The organism is Xenorhabdus kozodoii, from assembly GCF_002632875.1.
Classification (GTDB): domain Bacteria; phylum Pseudomonadota; class Gammaproteobacteria; order Enterobacterales; family Enterobacteriaceae; genus Xenorhabdus; species Xenorhabdus kozodoii.
This window is the reverse complement of the sequence record NZ_NJCX01000093.1, coordinates 1-853: the sequence shown is the minus strand read 5'-3', so window position 1 is coordinate 853 and position 853 is coordinate 1. Positions and strand designations below refer to the sequence as shown.

At 47.7% G+C, this 853-nt stretch carries 1 pseudogene; it reads right to left on the bottom strand.

What is annotated here, in order from left to right:
- Positions 1–13: 13 nt before the first annotated feature.
- Positions 14–780: pseudogene (locus Xkoz_RS19240) on the bottom strand (IS5 family transposase).
- Between the last annotated feature and the right edge of the window lie 73 nt (positions 781–853).

Genomic DNA, 853 nt, shown 5'->3' with positions numbered 1-853 from the left:
TTAGGCGCTGTCGTCATGAAATTTTCAACCAAAGAACAAGGCAACGGATTTGCACTGCGGCAAGAAAAGACGCGCTATTTTTGGCATAGCGTGTGGCTATACCACGCCAGCGTTTAAGATAAAGGAACGCATTTTCAACCAAATGGCGAAGCCGGTAGAGTTCGCGATCATATTCTCTGGCAACCTTCCGATTTTTCCGGCTGGGGATCTGGACTTGCATGCCTTGTTGTTCCGCTTTTTCAACTATTGCGTTGCTATCATAGCCCCTGTCCGCTAATAGGTGTTCGGCATTAAACCCGTCAATCAAGGCCTCAGCTTGTGAACAATCCGCTGTGGTACCGCTTGTAATAACAACTCTGACCGGCATACCATGCGCATCCACGGCCAGATGTATCTTTGTATTGAGCCCCCTTTTGTGAGTCCCATATCCTGATTGCCTCCTTTTGCTCCTGCCGCATCAGGATGCACTTTAATATGGCTGGCATCAATCATTAACCACTCGAAATCGGGGTCATTAATCAATTGTTCGAGCAGCTTTTCCCATATCCCTTTATCTCTCCAGCGACAAAAACGACGGTGGGTATTTTTCCAGTCACCATAATCAGGATGCAGATCTCGCCAAGGTGCCCCTGTCCGTAAAATCCAAAACACGCCATTGATAAAACGCCGATTATCTTCAGCAACACGCCCCCAAGCACCTTGACGACCAGGCAAATGAGGCTCAAGCAGGTTCCAGGCGCGATCGGAAATATCATGGCGGCGGTGTGCGGGTGTACTCATGGTTAATCGACTCTTATGATGGAATGATAAGGCATTATCATCGCACAAATTTTTCATGACGACACTATCTAGT